General features: G+C 70.8%; 16 protein-coding genes. 5 read left to right on the forward strand and 11 right to left on the reverse strand.

Features of this window, described 5'->3' with window-relative positions; all coding sequences use genetic code 11:
- Positions 1–33: 33 nt before the first annotated feature.
- Positions 34–972, reverse strand: a complete 939-nt coding sequence (locus tag Pth03_RS10220) for an SPFH domain-containing protein (RefSeq protein WP_203943918.1) — start codon at positions 970–972, stop codon at positions 34–36.
- A 75-nt stretch (positions 973–1,047) separates the two neighbouring features.
- Positions 1,048–1,836: an ABC transporter ATP-binding protein gene (locus tag Pth03_RS10225; RefSeq protein ID WP_203943919.1), complete on the reverse strand. Its 789-nt coding sequence runs from the start codon at positions 1,834–1,836 to the stop codon at positions 1,048–1,050.
- A 63-nt stretch (positions 1,837–1,899) separates the two neighbouring features.
- On the opposite strand from Pth03_RS10225, the gene Pth03_RS10230 reads away from it, so the two are divergent.
- Positions 1,900–2,625 carry an Rv1486c family protein gene (locus Pth03_RS10230; protein ID WP_239118897.1) on the forward strand — a complete coding sequence of 242 codons (726 nt, stop codon included), beginning with the start codon at positions 1,900–1,902 and terminating at the stop codon, positions 2,623–2,625.
- Positions 2,626–2,637: 12 nt separating this feature from the next.
- Here the strand turns inward: Pth03_RS10230 and Pth03_RS10235 are convergent, their stop codons facing one another.
- Entirely contained in the window at positions 2,638–3,261 is a 624-nt protein-coding gene (locus Pth03_RS10235; protein WP_275413069.1) for a response regulator, read from the reverse strand.
- Positions 3,258–4,406: a GAF domain-containing sensor histidine kinase gene (locus Pth03_RS10240; protein ID WP_239118898.1), complete on the reverse strand. Its 1,149-nt coding sequence runs from the start codon at positions 4,404–4,406 to the stop codon at positions 3,258–3,260. The genes Pth03_RS10235 and Pth03_RS10240 overlap by 4 nt, the downstream gene beginning before the upstream one ends.
- Before the next feature lie 124 nt (positions 4,407–4,530).
- Here Pth03_RS10240 and Pth03_RS10245 point away from each other — a divergent pair, with 124 nt between their 5' ends.
- Together Pth03_RS10245 and Pth03_RS10250 are read left to right on the forward strand one after the other, a co-directional pair.
- Positions 4,531–5,214 carry an SDR family NAD(P)-dependent oxidoreductase gene (locus tag Pth03_RS10245; RefSeq protein ID WP_203943920.1) on the forward strand — a complete coding sequence of 228 codons (684 nt, stop codon included), beginning with the start codon at positions 4,531–4,533 and terminating at the stop codon, positions 5,212–5,214.
- On the forward strand, positions 5,211–6,257 hold the full coding sequence (locus Pth03_RS10250) for an S-adenosylmethionine:tRNA ribosyltransferase-isomerase (RefSeq protein WP_203943921.1): 1,047 nt from the start codon (positions 5,211–5,213) through the stop codon (positions 6,255–6,257). The genes Pth03_RS10245 and Pth03_RS10250 overlap by 4 nt, the downstream gene beginning before the upstream one ends.
- Before the next feature lie 6 nt (positions 6,258–6,263).
- On the opposite strand, the gene Pth03_RS10255 is transcribed toward Pth03_RS10250, so the two are convergent.
- On the reverse strand, positions 6,264–7,166 hold the full coding sequence (locus Pth03_RS10255; protein ID WP_203943922.1) for a lysophospholipid acyltransferase family protein: 903 nt from the start codon (positions 7,164–7,166) through the stop codon (positions 6,264–6,266).
- Entirely contained in the window at positions 7,163–7,879 is a 717-nt protein-coding gene (locus Pth03_RS10260; protein ID WP_239118899.1) for a GNAT family N-acetyltransferase, read from the reverse strand. The genes Pth03_RS10255 and Pth03_RS10260 overlap by 4 nt, the downstream gene beginning before the upstream one ends.
- A 143-nt stretch (positions 7,880–8,022) precedes the next feature.
- Between Pth03_RS10260 and serB the strand changes: the two genes are divergently transcribed.
- Positions 8,023–9,246 (forward strand): phosphoserine phosphatase SerB, encoded by a 1,224-nt coding sequence (gene serB / locus Pth03_RS10265; RefSeq protein ID WP_203943924.1) that lies wholly within the window; start codon positions 8,023–8,025, stop codon positions 9,244–9,246.
- Positions 9,247–9,258: 12 nt separating this feature from the next.
- On the opposite strand, the gene Pth03_RS10270 is transcribed toward serB, so the two are convergent.
- From Pth03_RS10270 to Pth03_RS10290, 5 genes are all read right to left on the reverse strand, one after another.
- Positions 9,259–11,397 carry an FUSC family protein gene (locus tag Pth03_RS10270; protein ID WP_203943925.1) on the reverse strand — a complete coding sequence of 713 codons (2,139 nt, stop codon included), beginning with the start codon at positions 11,395–11,397 and terminating at the stop codon, positions 9,259–9,261.
- Positions 11,398–11,485: 88 nt separating this feature from the next.
- Positions 11,486–11,941 (reverse strand): SixA phosphatase family protein, encoded by a 456-nt coding sequence (locus Pth03_RS10275; protein WP_239118900.1) that lies wholly within the window; start codon positions 11,939–11,941, stop codon positions 11,486–11,488.
- A 210-nt stretch (positions 11,942–12,151) separates the two neighbouring features.
- On the reverse strand, positions 12,152–14,416 hold the full coding sequence (locus Pth03_RS10280; RefSeq protein ID WP_373318522.1) for a sodium-translocating pyrophosphatase: 2,265 nt from the start codon (positions 14,414–14,416) through the stop codon (positions 12,152–12,154).
- Between the two features lie 663 nt (positions 14,417–15,079).
- Complete coding sequence (locus tag Pth03_RS10285; protein WP_203943927.1) at positions 15,080–15,511, reverse strand: ATP-binding protein; 432 nt, start codon at positions 15,509–15,511, stop codon at positions 15,080–15,082.
- Positions 15,512–15,526: 15 nt separating this feature from the next.
- A complete protein-coding gene (locus Pth03_RS10290) occupies positions 15,527–15,877 on the reverse strand; it encodes an STAS domain-containing protein (RefSeq protein WP_203943928.1) in 351 nt (116 codons plus the stop codon).
- 330 nt (positions 15,878–16,207) lie between these two features.
- Here Pth03_RS10290 and Pth03_RS10295 point away from each other — a divergent pair, with 330 nt between their 5' ends.
- Positions 16,208–18,424 (forward strand): DEAD/DEAH box helicase, encoded by a 2,217-nt coding sequence (locus Pth03_RS10295; RefSeq protein WP_239118901.1) that lies wholly within the window; start codon positions 16,208–16,210, stop codon positions 18,422–18,424.
- The last annotated feature ends 6 nt before the right edge of the window (positions 18,425–18,430 follow it).

An 18,430-nucleotide genomic window follows, 5' to 3' on the forward strand; every position in this document is an offset into this window, starting at 1 on the left:
GCGGCGGGCCGTACGAGATCGCGAGCGCCCCCCTCAGCCGGTGGAACCGTTCTGGTCGGTGCGCGCCTGGTCCTTGGAAGGAGAGAAGAGCCCGCCGAGGTTCTCCAGGACCTTGTTCATCTCAGAGGGGACGATCCACAGCTTGTTGGCGTCGCCCTTGGCGATCTCGGGGAGGGTCTGGAGGTACTGGTAGGCGAGTAACCGCTGGTCGGGTTTGCCCTCGTGAATGGCCTTGAAGACCATCGCGATCGCATCGGCCTGGCCCTTGGCCCGCATCGCCTGCGCCTCGGCGTCCGCCTGGGCCCGCAGCACGACCGCCTCCGCGTCGCCTTTGGCCTTGAGCACCGCGGCCTCGCGCTGGCCCTGGGCGGTGAGGATGGCGGACTGCTTCTGGCCCTCGGCGGCGAGGATGGCGGCACGCTTGTCGCGGTCGGCCCGCATCTGCTTCTCCATCGAGTCCTGGATGGAGGCGGGCGGGTCGATGGCCTTGAGCTCCACCCGGTTGACCCGGATGCCCCACTTGCCGGTGGCCTCGTCGAGCACGCCCCGCAGCTCGTTGTTGATCTCCTCGCGGGAGGTCAGCGTGCGCTCCAGGTCCATTCCGCCGACGACGTTGCGCAGGGTCGTCACGGTGAGCTGCTCGACGGCGACGATGAAGCTCGCGATCTCGTACGTGGCCGCCTTGGGGTCGGTCACCTGGAAGTAGATGACCGTGTCGATCGACACGACCAGGTTGTCGGAGGTGATTACCGGCTGCGGCGGGAACGTGACGACCTGTTCCCGCAGGTCGACCTCCACCTTGATCCGGTCGATGAAGGGGATCACGGCCGTGAGGCCCGCCTGGAGGGTGCGGTGGTAACGGCCGAAACGCTCGACGATGCACGCGGTCGCCTGGGGAACGATCCTGATCGCCCGGGCCAGCACGACTCCGATGAAGACCACGAGGACGACGGCGAGGATGAGCTGGCCCATTCGGCACTCCAGTCTGTGAATCCCTGACTGGAGAATATGCGGTTTCCGCTTTACGTGCGCTTTAAGCGCGCATTGTCAGTACGGCCGGGCGTACCAGCGTCCGTCCATGCTCCGGTCGAGCGCCAGGGGAACCCCGAAGGTGCGCGACAGGTTGTCGGCGGTCATGACGGACTCGATGGGGCCCTGGGCGACCGCGGACCCGTGGCGCAGCAGCATCGCGTGGGTGAATCCGGCGGGGATCTCCTCGACGTGGTGGGTGACCAGCACCATCGAGGGGGCCTTGGAATCACGTGCCAGCCCGCCGAGCCGGCGTACCAGGTCTTCCCTGCCGGCCACGTCGAGCCCCGCGGCAGGCTCGTCGAGAAGCAGTAACTCGGGGTCGGGCATCAGGGCCCTGGCGATCTGCACACGCTTGCGCTCGCCCTCCGACAGGGTCGAGAAGCGCCGGCGGATCAGGTGGGCGCAGCCGAGCTGGTCGATGAGCTCGACCGCGCGGGTGACGTCGTGGGAGTCGTACTCCTCGGTCCACCGGCCGAGGATCGCGTAGGAGGCGGTGAGCACGAGGTCGATGACCTTCTCGTCCGGCGGCACCCGCTCGGCGAGCGCCGCGCTGGCCAGGCCGATCCGGGTGCGCAGTTCGAAGACGTCCACCTGGCCGAGACGCTCGCCGAGGACGTCCACCGAGCCCTCGGTCGGATAGAGCAGGGCGCCCGCCACCTGCAGGAGGGTGGTCTTCCCCGCACCGTTGGGACCGATGATCACCCAGCGTTCGTCTTCGCGCACGCTCCAGTCGATCCCGCGCAGCAGGGCGGCGCCGTCCCTCCGTACGGACACGTCCTGAAACCGAAGCACCTGACCGCCCATGTGGACCCCCTCCCGCGAATGCTCCACCAACTATGACAGGCCCGAACACTTATCGTGGATCGGGTGCGCATCGATTCACCGATCTCCGCCACCCTGGTTTCGTGGGGCAACGCCTGGCTGACCGGCCACGTGGGCCTGGACGAGGCCGTGGACCGCGTCGAGCGGGCGGCGGGCCCCCAGGTGGTGGCAACGGGTGCGGATGAGGTCACTCTCCGCGCCTTTCTCATGGACAAGCGGATCGAGGGTCTCCGCTCCCTCCGACTGGCCCTGCCCGTACCCGGCGACCCTCTGGGGCTGACCGGTCCGCCCGTCTTCAACGGCGCGGCCGTAGACGCCGGCGAGGCGGCGATCGCCGTGCTCGCGGACGCGTGCGTCGGCCTCGTGCCGGCCGACGACCGCAGAGGGTCTTCCTATTCGGGCGTGCGCTGGAGCGCGTACGAGGCGTCGGCAGCCGTTCCCGGCCTTCCTTCGCTGGCCGAGGCCGAGCAGGAGCTGGCCGGCGCGATGCGGTCGGCCACCGAGGCGCTGCTCGGCGTGAGCGGTCCCGCGCAGGGCTTCCCCGCGCTCGATGCCCCGGGCGACACCCTCGCGCCCGGCTACCCCGGACGGGCCCACCGCGTCGGCGCCCTCGCCGCCCGGCTCGCCGCCGCCCTGCGCGTGGCCGACGAGCGCGGCCTGACGTCCGGGCAGCTCGCGGCGCGCAGCGAGGCCCTGCGCGAGCTGGACCGGGCCGTGCGGCGGGCCCGTGTGGCCGCCCATCACGCCATCGTCGAGCCCAGCCGGCCATAGACCTGACGGACGTCAGTCCAGACCGTTCCTGACGGCGAACAGGGCGGCCTGCGTGCGGTCCTGAACGCCGAGCTTCATCAGCACGTTGGACACGTGGGTCTTCACGGTCTTCTCGGCCACGAGCAGCTCACGGGCGATCTCCTTGTTGGACTTGCCCGCGGCGATCAGGCGCAGCACCTCCAGCTCGCGCTCGGTCAGGGCCGTCGCGGCCGGGGGTCCCGCCGGCGGGGCCCCCGTGGTGATCATGGCCTCCGCCGCCTCGGGGGCCAGCAGGACCTGCCCGCCGTGGACCGCGCGGATCGCCTGCACCAGAGCCACGGGGTCGACGTCCTTGTAGAGGAAGCCCGCCGCCCCGGCCCGCATCGCCGGGGCCACGTCGACGGGGTCGCTCACCGACGTCAGGACGATCACTCGTACGGCGAGGCCGCCGAGGCGCCCGAGCGCCCCGAGGCCGTCGAGCACAGGCATCTTGAGGTCGAGCAGCAGCACGTCGGGACACAGCGACTCGGCCATGGCGACCGCCTCGGCGCCGTCGCCCGCCTCTCCCACCACGGTGAGGTCGTCCTGCACGTCCAGGAACGTACGCAGGCCCTGCCGTACGACGGGGTGGTCGTCGGCGATCAGCACGCGGATCACAGCGGCACCTCGAGACGGATCGTCGTGCCCCGGCCGGGCTTCGAGACCACCGTGAGCGAGCCTCCGGCGGTCTCCGCCCTGTCGGTCATGGAGGGCAGGCCCAGACCGTGCACGCCCGCCTCGTCGAAGCCGCAGCCGTCGTCGGCCACCTCGAGCACCAGCCTCCGCGGGTCGTGCCGGAGGGTCACCGCGATCACGGTGGGCTCGGCGTGCCTCAGGGCGTTGTGGATCGCCTCCTGCGCGACCCGCAGCACGGCGACCTCGGTCGAGGGCGGCAGGTCGCCGGGCGGTGGACCGTCGAAGGCGAACGTGACGGAGGCGGGATGCAGGCGGTCGAGCGTGTCGGCGTGCTTGCGCAGGGTCTCGACCAGGCCGTGCCGGTCCAGATCGGCCGGGCGCAGCTCCACGATCACCGCGCGCAGCTCGGCGAGGGCCTCCCCCGCCAGCCGTTCGACGCGTTCGATCTCGGCGGCCGCGCGTTCCGGATCCGACCGCATCAGGGAGGCGGCGGCCCCGGCCGTCAGGCGTAGCGAGAACAGTTTCTGGCTGACCGCGTCGTGGAGCTCGCGGGCCACCCGGGTGCGCTCCTCGACGACCGTCAGCTCGCGGCTCCGCTCGTAGAGCCGGGCGTTGGTGATCGCGATGGCGGCGTGGGCCGCGAACATCGTCAGCAGTTCCTGGTCGGCCTCGGTGAAACCGCCCGGCGTCCTCTTGTTGGACAGGAAGACGATCCCGAGCACCTGGTCGCCGTCGCGGATGGGCACGCCCAGGAAGTCCTTGAGCACCGGGTGGGCCCGCGGCCACCACTCGAACCGGGAGTCCCTGCGGATGTCGGGAAGCCGCACCGGCGCGCCCTCGCGGAGCATCGCGCCGAGCATGCCGTGCTGTCTCGGGGTCGGCCCGATCGCCTCCCACTGCGCGTCGCTGATGCCCTCGGCGACGAACTCGGCGAACGCGCCCTGATCGTCGGGCACGCCCAGGGCGGCGTAACGGGCGTCGAGCAGGCAGGCCGCCGACCGCACGATGACCTGGAGCACCTCGCGGACCGACAGGTGGCGGGTGACGGCCAGCACGGCCGAGCTGACCGCGTGGAGCACCGCGTCCCGGCCGGCAACGTCGTCGATCTCGCTGGTTCCCTCCGGCACGCCTCACACCCTAAGCGCTGGGCCCCGCACGCGCCCTCGGTCGCCGGTCCTAGGGCGAACTGCCCAGGGCGCCGCCCGACCGCAGCCCGATGTGCGGGCCGTGCGCCGTTTCTAGCGTGAGGGCATGAAACAGGCACTCATCACCGGAGCTTCGCGGGGACTCGGGCTGGCCCTGGCCAAGGCCCTCGCCGCCGACGGATGGTCCCTGCTCCTCACCGCAAGGCACGAGGAGGACCTGATGTCGGCCGCCTTCGACCTCGGCGCCGAAGCGGTTGTGGGCGACGTCGCCGACCCCGCCCACGTGGCCAGGCTCGCCCAGGCCGCCCCCGAGCTCGATCTGCTCGTCAACAACGCCGGAGGGCTGGGGCCGGCCCCGCTGCCCGCGCTCGCGCACTACCCGCTGGACGGGCTGCGCGAGTTGTTCGAGACCAACACGATCGCCCCGCTCGCGCTGACCCAGGCGACCCTGCCCGCCCTGCGCAGACGCCGGGGCGCCGTGCTCAACATCTCCTCCGACGCCGCCGTCGAGGCGTACGAGGGCTGGGGAGGGTACGGCGCGGCCAAGGCGGCACTCGACCAGATCTCCCACGTGCTGGCCGCCGAGGAGCCCGAGGTCGCCGTCTGGTGGGTCGACCCCGGCGAGATGAACACCTGCATGCTCGCCGACGCGGTCGGCCCTCAGGAGGCCGCCTCGGCCCCGTCTCCCGACGTCGTGGCCTCAGCGCTCGCCCGCCTCGTCACGCTCCGGCCCGGCAGCGGCCGGTTCACCCGGGACGCGCTCGACGCGGCGACGGGAGCCCTCCGATGAGCACCGAGCTCGCGCACGGCCTGTCCGGCTTCACACTGCCACCCGACGTGTCCAACTTCGTGCTGCCGCACGATCTTGAGGCGCAGGAGCCCCCGGAGGCGCGCGGCCTCGCCCGCGACGAGGTGCGGCTGCTGGTCTCCCACCGCGACACCGGCGAGATCACCCACCACCGATTCACGGAACTGCCGTCCCTCCTGTCCCCCGGCGACCTGCTCGTGGTCAACAACTCGGCCACGATGGCCGCCGCCGTACGGCTGGACCGGCTGGCGGTGCACTTCTCGGGGCGCCTGCCGTCCGGGGAATGGCTGGTCGAGTTGCGGCGCCAGACGGGCGACGGCACGAAGCCGTACACCGGGGGCGCAGCCGGCGAGTGGCTGCCGCTGCCGGGCGGGGCCACGCTCCGGCTGTCCGGACAGCACACGCCCCGGTTGTGGCGGGCCGTCCTCGACCGCGACGTGCCGGCCTACCTGCGCGAGCACGGCGTCCCGATCCGCTACTCCTACGTCGGGCGGGACTGGCCGCTGACGGCCTACCAGACCGTCTTCGGCGTGCGGGACGGCAGCGCCGAGATGCCCAGCGCGGGCCGCCCGTTCACGACCGGCCTGGTCACCGAGCTCGTCTCCCTCGGCGTCACGATCGCGCCCGTCACCCTCCACACGGGCGTGGCCTCCCCTGAAAAGGACGAGCCGCCCTACCCCGAGTGGTTCTCGGTCTCCCGGAGCACGGCGGACCTGGTGCGTCTGACCCGTGAGGCCGGAGGGCGCGTCGTCGCCGTCGGCACGACCGTCGTGCGGGCCCTGGAGACGGCCGCCCTGGGCGGGGACGTCCGCGAGGCCGAAGGCTGGACCTCTCACATCGTCACCCCGGCGGGGGGTGTTCGAGTCGTCGACGGGCTGGTCACCGGGCTGCACGAGCCGCGCTCCAGCCACCTGATGATGTTGTCCGCGATCGCGGGCGAGCCGCTGCTGTCACGCTCCTACGAGGCCGCCCTGGGCGAGCGGTACCTGTGGCACGAGTTCGGAGACACGCACCTGATCATCTGATCCGCCTCAGGCGGCGACCGCCTCCCTGTGCGTCTCGACGACGCCCGCGCGCACCTGCGCCTCGGCGATCCTCGCGAGGGTCTTGCGGGCGTGGCGCGGGTCTCCGCCGCGGGGCACCTGCACCCCGGGGAAGAAGGTGACCTCGGCGACCAGGTCCTTGATGGCGATGACCCGCATGATGGACGCGATCAGCGCGTCGTCGCCGACGTAGCACGGCCCGGTCGACGGCACCTCGCCCTGCCGGAACCGCAGCGCCATCGGCCGGACGGGCACGCCCGCGTCGATGGCCGCCTGGAACACCGCGGGGCGGAACGTCCCCATCTCACGCCCGCACCACGTGGTGCCCTCGGGGAAGGCGACCACGGTGTCCCCGTCGCGCAGGGCGGCGGCGACGGCGTCGATCGCCTCCGGGAGGGCCGACAGGCGGTTCCTGTCGATGAACAGCACGTTCCCGCCCGCCGCCAGGGTGCGGATCACCGGCCACCGGCTGATCTCGATCTTCGACAGCAGCCTGCAGGGCGTGATGGCGGCCATCAGCAGAGGGTCGAGCCAGGAGATGTGGTTGCCGACGAGCAGCGCGCCGCCCTCCCCCTCGGGCACGGCACGCGCCTCCAGCGACCCGCCCACGAACGCGAAGCCCCTGCGGGCCTCGATCCTGATCCCCAGTGCCCTGACCAGCATCCTCGACCAGAGCATGGTGAACCTCGTGCGCTGTGCCGTACCGGCCAGACGGGCCGCGAGGGCCATCGGGACGCCCACGACGACGACGGCCAGCGCGCCCAGGATCCGCGCCGCCCGCCGCAACGGGCCGGCCACCTCGAGAGGCTCGTCCAGGCAATCCTCCGGCGCGCACGGGGAGACCGGGAACCACGGCGAGGTGGTTACGGGGAGGTGGACGATGGTGCTCACAACATGTCTCCCAGGAAGTGCCGCAAGTAGCGGGTGTCGAGGTTGGCCATCGACAGCAGGACGAAGAAGTCCGCGCTGCGGAAATCGGGGTCGTGGGCCGGGGCCCCGCAGATCCAGGAGCCGAGGCGCAGGTAGCCGCGCAGCAGTGCGGGGAGCACGAACCGTTCGGGCAGCGGGGCTCCGGTGTCCTTCCACGGGTTGTGCGGGGTGACGCGATACTCCTCGGGCCCGAAGTCCACCCGGCCGAGCACTCCGCCGGCGACGGCGCCGCCGTCGTCGAGCGAGACCGAGCAGCAGCCGGCCAGCCAGCCGTACCCGCCGCTCACCATGTAGTTGGCGATGCCGGCCCACATGAGGCCCATGACCGCGCCCGCCCGGTGGTCCGGATGCACGCAGGTGCGCCCCACCTCGACGAGGTTGTCCCGGACGCCCGCCAGAGCGCCGAGATCGAACTCGGAGTCGGAGTACAGCCGGTCCGTACGGCCCGGCGGGAGGAGACGGTAGGTGCCCACGACCGTGTCACCCTCGCGGACGAGCAGGTGATCGCAGTACGCGTCGAACCGGTCCACGTCCAGGCCCGACACCGGTGAGTCGAGATGCGCGCCCATCTCCTGGGCGAACACCTCGTACCGCAGTCGCTGGGCGGCTCTGACGTCGGCGGCGCTCTCGGCGAACCCGACGGTGTAACGACCAGTGTCAAGGGAGATCGTCATGGGGGGCGTCCCTTCCTCAAATGTCTCCGCCACCATGACGACATGACGAAATGACCGTGATCCCTCACACCGGCGGCAGTCAGGCGTCCGCATGGTGAACCTCGTGCACGAGCCACGGCCTCCGCCCAGTAACCTCAAACAACGTGAACCAGCGCACGCTCCTGATCACGCTGACCGGTCCGGATCGCCCAGGCGTCACCTCACGGTTGTTCACCGTCCTGGCCGGGTTCCCCGTGACCGTCGCGGACGTGGAGCAGGTCGTCATCCGTGGGCGCCTGACACTCGGCGTCCTGGTCGCCTACGCCGGGGGCCCGCCCACCGGCACCGGCGGCACGATCGGCGGCCTGTGGACGGCCGTCGAGCAGATCGCGTCCGATCTCGACATGGACCTGGAGATCGCGACCGGCACGGCGTCCCAGGAGAAGCGGCGGCGCGGCCGGCTGCACGTCACCGTGCTCGGCGCCCCCCTCCTGCCCGCCGCGATGGCCGGCATCGCGGGCCGGGTCGCGGCCAGCGGCGCCAACATCGACCGCATCGAGCGGTTGTCGAGCTACCCGGTCACGTGCATCGAGATGGCGGTCTCCGGGGCCGACCCGCGGGCCATGCGCGCGGACCTGGCGGCCGAGGCGGCCCTGCAGAAGGTCGACGTGGCCGTGCAGCGCAGCGGTCTGCACCGCAGGGCCAAGCGGCTGGTCGTCATGGACGTCGACTCCACGCTGATCCAGGGCGAGGTCATCGAGCTACTCGCCCGGCACGCCGGTTGCCTCGACGAGGTCGCCCGGGTCACCGAGCAGGCCATGCAGGGCGAGCTCGACTTCGCCGAGTCGCTGACGAGGCGGGTGGCCCTCCTGGAGGGGCTGCCGGACGAGGTCTTCACGAAGGTCGTCAAGGAGGTCGTGCTCACCCCGGGCGCGCGCACGCTCGTACGCACGCTCAAGCGGCTCGACTACCGCTTCGCCATCGTCAGCGGCGGCTTCACCCAGATCACCGATGCCCTGGTCGCCGACCTCGGCATCGACTACTCGGCCGCCAACACCCTGGAGGTGGTGGACGGCAGGCTCACCGGCCGCGTGGTCGGCGAGATCGTCGACCGGCCCGGCAAGGCCCGCGCGCTGGAGCGCTTCGCGGCCGAGTCGGGCATCCCGCTCAGCCAGACGGTGGCGGTCGGCGACGGAGCCAACGACCTCGACATGCTCGCGACCGCCGGGCTCGGCATCGCGTTCAACGCCAAACCCGTCGTACGGCAGGCCGCCGACACCGCGCTCAACGTGCCCTACCTCGACTCGATCCTCTACCTCCTCGGGATCTCCCGCGATGAGGTGGAGGCCGCCGACGCCGAGGACGGCGTCGTCTCCCGCTGGGACTGAGCCCGTCCAGGCTCAGGCCATCACGGCCTCGGGTTCGGGGGTCGCGAACGCGGAGGCGGCGGCGTCGCACAGTTCGAGTGTGTCCGGGCCCAGGGACCGAAGGGCCTGGTCCAGCGCCGTCGTGCGCAGCAGGGCCCGGCGGACCTCCGTACGCGTGTCGCTCGGGTCGGCGTCCAGCTCGGCCAGGCGGCGCTCGGCGAGGCATCCCACCGATGCGGACACCACGGCCAGCTCGCGGTCCACGTCTCCCCTGGGCGCGAACGGCTCCCCCGTCTGTACGGCTTCCGCGGCGTATGTCAGCCGCTTCGCGACCGCGTCGAGCACGTCAGGCACGTGGCCGGTGCCGGCGGGCGCTCGGGCGGCGGGCTCGTGGACGCCGGAATCTGGGACGCCGGGCTCGGGGAGCGCGGGCACGGCCTCCCCCCGCGAGACCGCAGTGAGGGACATGAGGTCGTCACGCACCCGCTGAGCCGCCTCCACGGCCTTCTGGGCGGCGCCGGGCGCGGTGCCACCCGGCTCATGGGCGATGTAGGTCAGCGCCTGGGCCACCGCGTCCGCGGCCAGCTCGGCCTTGGTGATCTTCAGCTCGGCCTTGTCCGCGGGCGTCTTCCCCCGGGTCATCCCGGCCAGCGCGCGGGCCGCCTCGGCATGGGTGGACAACATGTGGGCGACCCGGTCGGCGAGCCGTACGGTCTCCCCGCGGGGCCACAGCAGGCGTGTGCAGGCGATGGCGATGAGCCCGCCGACGATGGTCAGCACGATACGCGACTCCACGACGGCGGTGCCTCCGGGCAGCTGGAAGTCGATCAGCAGCAGGACGCACATGGTCATGAACGTCGACCAGTAGGCCTGATGGACCGACGCCATCCCGAAGGCGAGCGCCGCGGACACCCCGATGAGCAGCACCAGCCACGCCTGGCCGGGCGCGAAGTGCAGGATGCCCGCCGTGACGAGCCCGCCGGCCGTGCTCCCGCCGATCCTCGCCCACATCCGGGCCCGGGTCTCGCCGTAGGTCGGCTGCAACGTCACCAGGACGGCGATGACCAGCCAGTGGGGGTGTGGCGGGTGGAAGACCTCGATGATCGTGGAGGCGAAGGCCGTACCGAGCAGGACGCGCAGCGCGTGCCTGACCCGGGGGTTGTCGAAGGCGAGCGACGAGCGGAAGCCTGGAGGCACCACCGGCCGCACGGGCAGGGCCGGCAGCTCATAACGGGTCGAATGCAACCGGTGGGCGGCCTGCCGGTTGTCCGTGAGAGCACGCCTGATCCGCTCGGCGCAGTGCCCGATCTGCCGCAGGAGCACCAGAACCAGTAGCTCCCGCTCCCCGTGGGGGCGGTCGGCCCGCAACTCGTTCACTCGTGCCTCGAAGGCAGGGAGTGGATCGGGCACAGGCTCTTCGCCGATGAACGAGCGCAAGGCCAGCGCGACCGAGGCGGCCAGCTCGCGGAGCCCGGCCCGCTCCCCGGCGGCCGGGGCCCGTTCACGGAGCGCGTCCGCCAGGCCGTGCAAGGCCACCACCTCGTAGAACACCCGCCGGAGCGTGGAGACCACCTGCTCGCCCGCCCGCGACCGGCGTTGCCACCGGTGGCGGGAGCACATCACCTGGGCGTTGTCCAGCGCGTCGCCCGCCTTGTTCCTGAGGGCCTCCCAGTCGCCGGGGTCGTGCCCGGGATCGGCTCCGGCCTCCACCAGGTCGGCCAGCGCCTCGGCCGCCCGCGACAACGTCACCGCCAGCGGCCGGGTCCGCCGCCACGGCCAGGGCAGGGTGAGGAGCACGGCGGCCAGCAACCCGCCGAGCACCTGGAGACCCGTGTGCTGGGGAGGATCGAGGGGCAGCGGATTGGCCGCGGTGAGCAGCAGGGTGAGCGCGGGCGTGATGCCGATGGGCCGCACCAGCACGCCGAGCCCGCCGAGCGCCGAGGCCGCGGGCACGATCAGCCAGCTCTCACCCGAGACGAAGATGCCGAGCGCGGTCCCCACCGCCAGGGACGCCACGACGCCGAGCATGAACGGCCTGCTCACCCCGGCGGGATCGAGGATGGCCCGGCTGGCCACCAGCCACGCACCGAGCCCGACCGCCGCACCGCCGGACGGGTGTCCCGTGACGACGCCGACGGACAGGGGGATCACCAGCGCGACGGCCCCGGTCAACGCGAATCCAAGCGCGAGGCGCAGATCCGCGGGCCTCAGCGCCCGGACGATGTTCGCGAGCGGTATAGGCAGGTCGGCCCCCGGCGGATCAGGGATGGTGCATGCGAACCAGGCGCCCCGTACCCGGCGCCACGTCTTCCCAGGTCGCCGCCAGCTCGATCACCGCGAACGAGCCCGGGGAGAAACGATCGTCATCCGTACCTGTGAGGCTCACGACGAGCTCGTGGGCACCCGGGTTGTGCCCCACGAGCACGAGCGTCCCGACCTCCGCCTCGGTACGGCGAAGCAGTGCGAGCAACTCGTCGGGGTAGGCCTCGTAGATGTCCCGCTCGAATTCGATGGGCGCGTCGAGGCCGAGCAGCTCGGCCGTACGGCGGGTGCGGACCGAGGGCGAGGAGACGACGAGTTCGGGGCCGAGGGGCCTGATGAGGTCGCCGGCCTCTCGGGCGTTGCGCTCCCCCCGCGCGGTGAGCGGGCGTTCCCGATCGGCCAGGCCGGCGATGTGCTCGGCCTTGGCATGCCTCAGCACGATCAACGTCTTCACGTGGTCACCTTCGACAGCGGGCCCGGGTGCGTCATCCGGCCGCCCACATCGCCAGGCCGACGATCACCGCGAACATCGCCAGCATGGCCAGCAGGACCATCGCCAGCCCTCGGCCTCCAGAGGGTTCGTCCATAAGAGCCCAGTGTATGGAGAGAGGGCCCCCCATGGTCGTGGGGGACCCTCTCGTCACAGATCCGGACGCCGGACGACTCAGCTTCCGACGGGCTGCGGAGCCTGCTTCTCGTGGTCGTTGTCGTCCGCGGCGGGAGCGACGACCGTCCTCCGCTTCGACACGACGACCGCGCCCACGACGACCGCGACGGCGACCACGGTCGCGCCGATGCGGACGGCCGCATTGTCGGCGTAGGTGACGACTGCCGGAGCGATCAGCAGCGCGACCAGGTTCATCACCTTGATCAGCGGGTTGATCGCCGGGCCGGCGGTGTCCTTGAACGGGTCGCCCACCGTGTCACCGATGATCGTCGCCTCGTGGGAGGCGGAACCCTTGCCTCCGTGGTGACCGTCCTCGACCAGCTTCTTGGCGTTGTCCCAGGCGCCGCCGGAGTTGGCCAGGAACACCGCCATCAGCGTGCCGGCCGCGATCGCGCCCGCGAGGTAGGCGCCGAGCGGCGCGTACCCGAAGGCGAAACCGACGGCGATCGGGGTGAGCACGGCGAGCAGGCCGGGCGTGGCCAGCTCACGCAGCGAGTCACGGGTGCAGATGTCGACCACGCGGCCGTATTCGGGCAGCTCCGTGCCTTCCATGATCCCCGGCTTGGTGCGGAACTGCTCGCGGACCTCGAAGACAACCCGCTCGGCCGCCCGTCCGACGGCGCTGATTGCCAGGCCGGAGAACAGGAAGACCACCGCCGCGCCGATGATCAGACCGACGAGGACGTTGGGCGAGTCGATCGACAGGTTGAAGTTCGCAAACGAGCCCAGCGCGTCCTTGACGCCCTGGCCGGCCGTCGCCAACTGCCCCTCGACCGCCGTGCGGAACGAGCCGAACAGCGCGGTCGCGGCCAATACGGCCGTCGCGATCGCGATGCCCTTGGTGATGGCCTTGGTGGTGTTGCCGACCGCGTCGAGGGAGGTGAGCACCCGGGCGCCCTCGCCCTCCACGTCGCCGGACATCTCGGCGATGCCCTGCGCGTTGTCGGAGACCGGCCCGAAGGTGTCCATGGACACGATGACGCCGACGGTGGTCAACAGGCCGGTGCCCGCCAGGGCGACGGCGAACAGGGCCACGGTCACGTTGCCGAAGCCGAGCAGGAACGCCCCGTAGACCGCGCCGCCGATCAGCAGCGCCGAGTAGACCGCGGACTCCAGGCCGACGGAGATGCCGGACAGGATCACGGTGGCCGCGCCGGTGCGCGAGCTCTCGCCGATCTCCCGCACGGGACGGCGGTTGGTCTCGGTGAAGTAGCCCGTGAGGATCTGGATCGCGCTGGCCAGCACGAGGCCGATCAGCACCGCCCCGATGGCGATCAGGCGCGGGTCGGAGCTGAGCCCGGCGATCGCGGGGCTGACCCCGCTCAGCTCGGAGAAGCTCGACGGCAGGTACAGGAACGCCGCGACAGCCACGAGGACGGCCGAGATCGCCGCCGAGATGAAGAAGCCGCGGTTGATCGCCGCCATCCCCGACCGGTCGCCGCTGCGGGGCGCGGTCGTGAAGATGCCGATGATGGCGGTGATGACGCCGATCATCGGGACGATCAGCGGGAAGACCAGGCCCTCGGTGCCGAAGGCGGCCTTGCCGAGGATCAGGCTCGCCACGAGCATGACGGCGTACGACTCGAACAGGTCGGCCGCCATGCCGGCGCAGTCGCCGACGTTGTCGCCCACGTTGTCGGCGATGGTGGCCGCGTTGCGCGGGTCGTCCTCGGGGATGCCCTGCTCGACCTTGCCGACGAGGTCGGCGCCGACGTCGGCCGCCTTGGTGAAGATGCCGCCGCCGACACGCATGAACATAGCGAGCAGCGCGGCGCCGAAGCCAAAGCCCTCGAGCACGCTCGGGGCGTCGCTCTTGTAGACGATCACCACGATCGCGGCTCCGAGGAGGCCGAGACCGACGGTGAACATGCCGGCCACGCCGCCGGTGCGAAACGCGATCCGCATCGCGACCTTCTCACCGGACTCGCGGGCCGCCGCCGCCACGCGCACGTTTCCGCGTACGGCCAGCCACATGCCGATGAATCCGGTCAGCGCGGAGAAAACCGCGCCGATCACGAAGAAGACCGAGCGGCCGACGGCCACCCCGGTCGAATCAGCGGGCAACAGGAACAGCAGGAAAGGAATGATGACGACGAACACAGCCAGGGTGCGGAACTGCCGCGTGAGATATGCGGCTGCGCCCTGTTGTACGGCTCGCGCGATGTTCTGCATGCGCTCGGTGCCCTGACCTGCGGCGAGCACCTCCCGCACCAGGCCGCCCGCAACTGCGAGGGCCAAAAGGGCCACCGCCGCGACAACGATCACAAGTGTGAGATGAGAACCGCTTAGAGCCACCGATGTGCCTTCGTCAGCGGCTAGATAGGCAGACAAATCCGTCCTCCTCGGCCAGACGGGGTTTGGATCCTGCCCGGATGGCGCTGCTGACGGTGTTACTGCCTGGGCCTGCGGCGCACTTCCGGGTGGTTGGCAGTGCCGCTTCCGGTTGCATCCGCAATACCTTGGCCGGTGCCGGGGAGTCTACGCAGCGATGCGACGGATATGAAGGCCCATGCGCACGGTAATTAGGGCTGCGTCCAGTAATGGAACAAGCTTTGCCCCGCTATGTGGTCGTTTTGACCAGCTAAGTAAGGATGTGCGAGAGGAGGGTCGCTGTTGTTACACCACACCCTAAACCAGGATTTCAGTCGACCTCAATAGTCCGCCCCTAATCGCATGCAGCACCATTCACGGGACCGGACACAGAGGGGGTGCTTCGCGAGCCGCCGGGCAGAGGGAATCATGATCATATAGGCCGGGGATTCGGCCCGGCCGATATGCGTCACAGCCCGCCTATTCAGTGGCCGGCGGATTTCGGCGACACGCGTGGCCGCGACGCGAAAGCAGGCAGGGTGGATCACCGTGCATGGCCGGAGCCGACACAGGCAGGCCGATGCCGCCCCTGGGGGTGGGGCATCCGCCTGCCGGTCAGATCGCGGCGATCCCGTTGCCCGCTGCGGGCCAGCTCATGCGGATCCTCATGCCCTTAGGGCCGGGCTGCACTTCGACGTCGTCGGCGAGCCCCGCGATGACCGCCACGCCGAGCTCCGCCATCTCATCGGGGACAGACATGTCATCCATGTCCACGATGTACGGCTTCGGCTCCTCGCTTGGGGCGGAGTCGGTGACGGTGACCTCGAAGCGGCCCGCGTCGTCGCGTAACTCGATGCGGACCGGCTCACCCGGACAGTGAAGGCGGTGCGCCTCCACTGCCCGCGAGCACGCCTCTCCGACGGCGAGGCGAACCTCGTCGAGGATCGCCTCAGCCACCCCGGTGCGCCGGGCGATGGCCGTCGCGACCAGCCGCGCCGTACGCACATGGGCCGGCAACGCGCTGAACGTCAATTCGACGGTGGCCATGTTGCTCCTCGGCCGTCACTTGTCTCGGCCGTGGGCTTCCTTGGCCTCGTCGACCGAGGCGTAGATGCCGAAGACCTTCGTCAGACCGGTGATCCGGAAGATCTTCAGAATGCGCTCCTGCGTGCAGACGAGTTCCAGCGACCCGTCGTGCGCCCGGACCCGCTTGAGCCCGCCGACCAGCACACCAAGGCCGGTCGAGTCGAGGAAGTCCACCTTCTCCATGTTGACGAGCAGGTGGAAGTTGCCCTTGTTGACCAGGTCGATCAGCAGCTCACGCAGCCTGGGCGCGGTGTAGACATCGATCTCACCCTCGACATCGACGATGGTGAGACTGTCTTCGGAATGGTGGTCCAACTTCAGATCCACAGATCCTCCAGCGCCGTACTTGCGTAGGTCTCGATGCGGGTCGTGCATCCTGGTGGCCCCAGGACCATGACCCTAACGCGCGGCATTCAACCACGCTCCGACTCCGTGTCTATACGAAATCACGACTCCGGGCGACTCTCCCCGCAGATGGCAAACTGGAAACCAGTGACTGCGTTTACCTCATCACCGGAGCGAGCGGGCGCCCTCCTCGGCCGCCTGCTCGCCGTATCCGCACGCCAGCGGCGTGTCACCCATGTGGAGCATGTTCCAGCACGTCAGGCAGGTCAAGTCCGCTGGCCCGATTGGGCGGAGCCGCTACTCGTTACGCGCTTGGAGAACAACGGGATCTCCGGCCTGTGGCAGCACCAGTACGAGGCCGCGGAGCACGTCCACCGTGGCCGAAACGTGATCATCGCCACGGGGACCGCCTCGGGGAAATCCCTGGCCTACCTGCTTCCGGCGGTGACGGAGATCTTCTCCGGCGGCACCGTGCTCTATCTCACGCCGACCAAGGCGCTGGCCGCCGACCAGCTCAGGGCCGTACGAGGCCTGCGGCTCGCGCAGGTGCGGCCTGCCACGTTCGACGGCGACACTCCTGCGGATGAGCGGCAGTGGGTCCGCCAGCACGCCAACTACGTGCTGACGAACCCGGACATGCTGCATCGGTCGATCCTGCCGCGGCACGGGTCCTGGTCGTCGTTCTGGCGCCGGTTGCGGCTCGTCGTGGTCGACGAGTGCCACGGGTACCGGGGGGTCTTCGGCTCACACGTGGCGCAGATCCTCCGCCGGCTACGCCGGGTGGCCGCCAAATACGGCTCCCGTCCCGTCTTCCTCCTCGCATCGGCCACCGCCAGCGAGCCCGGATTGGCGGGAATGCGCCTGACGGGCCTTGAGATGGCCGAGGTGACCACGGACGCCTCTCCTCGGGGTTCGACCACCTTCGCCCTATGGGAACCGCCTCTGACCGATCTGCGGGGCGAGGGAGGCGCACCCGTCCGGCGTACGGCGACGGCCGAGACGGCCGACCTCCTGTCGGACCTCGTGGTCGAGAACGTCCGCACTCTGGCGTTCGTGCGCTCCAGACGCGCCGCGGAGACGGTCGCCCTGGCCGCCAGGCGCAACCTCGAGGAGATCGAGTCCGGCGCCTGGCCCGAAGCCGGCTCGGGCGATGGCGAGGCCCTCGATCGCCCGCCTGAAGAAGGCGAAGATCGGCTGGCCGATCGCGTGGCGGCCTACCGGGCCGGTTACCTGGCCGACGACCGGCGCGTGCTGGAGAAGGCGCTGCGCGCGGGGCAGATCACCGGACTGGCGACGACCAACGCCCTGGAGCTCGGCGTGGACGTCTCCGGGCTCGACGCCGTCCTCATCGCCGGGTGGCCGGGCACGCGCGCCTCCCTTTGGCAGCAGGCGGGGCGGGCGGGCCGCGCGGGCCAGGACGCCCTGGCCGTGCTGATCGCGCGTGACGACCCTCTGGACACCTACCTGGTCCACCATCCCGAGGCCTTGTTCGGCCGGCCGGTGGAGGCCATCGTCCTCGACCCGGACAATCCGTACGTGCTCGCGCCGCATCTGTGCGCGGCGGCCTCCGAGATCCCGATCACGGAGGCCGATCTCGAGATCTTCGGGCCGTCCGCCCGGGAGGCGCTGAACGATCTGGTCGCCCGAGGGCTGCTGCGCAAGCGGACGACCGGGTGGTTTTGGACCAGCCGAAATCGGGCCGCCGACCTCGCCGACATCCGCGGCTCGGGCGGGAGCCCGATCCAGGTGGTCGAAGCGAGCACCGGACGCCTTCTCGGCACGGTCGACGAGGCGTCGGCCCACACGACCGTGCACACCGGTGCGGTGTACCTCCACCAGGGTGAGACGTTCGTGGTCGACGCGCTCGAACTCGACGCCGGGGTCGCGCTCGTTTCTGCGGCGGAGCCCGAATATTCGACCTTCGCCCGGGACGTGACGGACATCCGGGTCATGGAGTCGCTGCGTTCCCAGGCGTTCGGCCCCGGCGAGCTGCACTTCGGCTCGGTGGAGGTCACCCGGCAGGTCGTCTCCTACCTCAAACGCCGTCACCATACCGGCGAGATGCTCGGGGAGGACCCCCTCGACCTGCCTCCGCGGACCCTTCGCACCCGCGCCGTCTGGTGGACGCTCCCCCACGAGGCCCTCGCCTCGGTGCTCTCGAACACCGACGGCAAGCCGATCGACCTCGGGGGCGCGGCCCACGCGGCCGAGCACGCCTCGATCGGCCTTCTCCCCCTGTTCGCCACGTGCGACCGATGGGACATCGGCGGCGTGTCGACCGAGCTCCATCCGGACACCGGCCTGCTCACCGTCTTCGTGTACGACGGCCACGACGGCGGCGCCGGGTTCGCCGAGCGCGGTTACGCGAAGGCGGCCGACTGGCTCACCGCCACCCGTGAGGCGATCGCCTCCTGCGAGTGCGAGCGCGGCTGCCCGTCCTGCATCCAGTCGCCCAAATGCGGAAACGGCAACGAGCCCCTCGACAAGGCCGGAGCCCTCCGTCTGCTCGGCGTGCTCCTCGGCTCCTGAGCGCGC

Origin of the sequence: Planotetraspora thailandica (assembly GCF_016863335.1) — a bacterium.
Classification (GTDB): domain Bacteria; phylum Actinomycetota; class Actinomycetes; order Streptosporangiales; family Streptosporangiaceae; genus Planotetraspora; species Planotetraspora thailandica.